Here is a 1,096-nt window from a genome sequence, read left to right on the forward strand (position 1 = left end):
GGGCGCCGGTGCCCGTGTAGAGCTTCTCCCAGGCGACCGGGACGCCGCGGACGAACGCCTTGGCGAGCGCGGTGAGCAGGGCGCGGGGTTCGTCGCGGCCGCGGCGCAGCAGGGGCAGCCAGACCTCGTCGGCCGCCTCGCTCTCGACGTTGGCACGGGTCTGCGGGCCCATGCCGGAGAGGATGCCGTCGGGCCCGATCTCGATGAACGTCCGCACGCCGGCGGCACGGAGGGCGTTCGCGGCGTCGGAGAAGCGGACGGCCTCGCGGACGTGCTTCACCCAGTAGGCCGGATCGGTGACCTCGTCGGTCACCGGGTGTCCGGTGAGGGCGGAGACCATCGCCAGCCTGGGTGCGCGGTAGCTGACCGCACGGACCACCTCGGCGAACTCCGCCAGCATCGGCTCCATCAGCGGGGAGTGGAAGGCGTGGGAGACCTGGAGGCGCTTGGTGCGCGCACCGGCCGCGGCCAACTCCTCGGCGGCGGCGAGCACTTCGTCCTCGACGCCGGAGATCACCACGGCTGTGTGGCCGTTGACGGCGGCGACGCCGACGCCGGTTCGGCCGGCGATCGCTTCGAGGACCTGTTCCTCGGTGGCTTCGACGGCCACCATGGCTCCGCCGGTGGGGAGTTGCTGCATCAGACGGCCACGGGCCGCCACCACGGCACAGGCATCGTCCAACGACCACACGCCGGCCACGTGCGCGGCCGCCAGCTCACCGATCGAGTGGCCGGCCACCACCTGCGGCGACACGCCCCACGACTCCAGGAGCCGGTAGAGCGCGACTTCGATCGCGAACAGCGCGGGCTGCGCCCACCCCGTCTCATCGATCCGGCCCTCGTCCTCACCGCGGATCACCGCGGCGAGGGAGCCGTCCAGGTGCTCGGCCAGCCCTGCGCACACCGCGTCGAAGGCCTCGGCGAACACCGGGAACGCCGCATACAGGCCCTGGCCCATGCCCACACGCTGGGCACCCTGCCCGGTGAACACGAACCCGACCTTGCCGACACCGCCAACCGTGCCGGACACCACCTCGGGAACCTCACGCCCCTCGGCCAAAGCCTTCAGCCCGGAGGCCAGTTCGTCACCGTCGGA

1 protein-coding gene is annotated in these 1,096 nt (G+C 72.4%); it reads right to left on the minus strand.

Annotated elements, in window-relative coordinates:
* Window positions 1–1,030: acyltransferase domain-containing protein (locus tag ABZ885_RS41830; protein ID WP_360200536.1), on the minus strand; the 1,030-nt coding region annotated here is incomplete at its 3' end.
* Window positions 1,031–1,096 lie beyond the last annotated feature (66 nt).

The sequence above is a fragment of the Kitasatospora sp. NPDC047058 genome (assembly GCF_040643935.1).
Lineage (GTDB): Bacteria > Actinomycetota > Actinomycetes > Streptomycetales > Streptomycetaceae > Kitasatospora.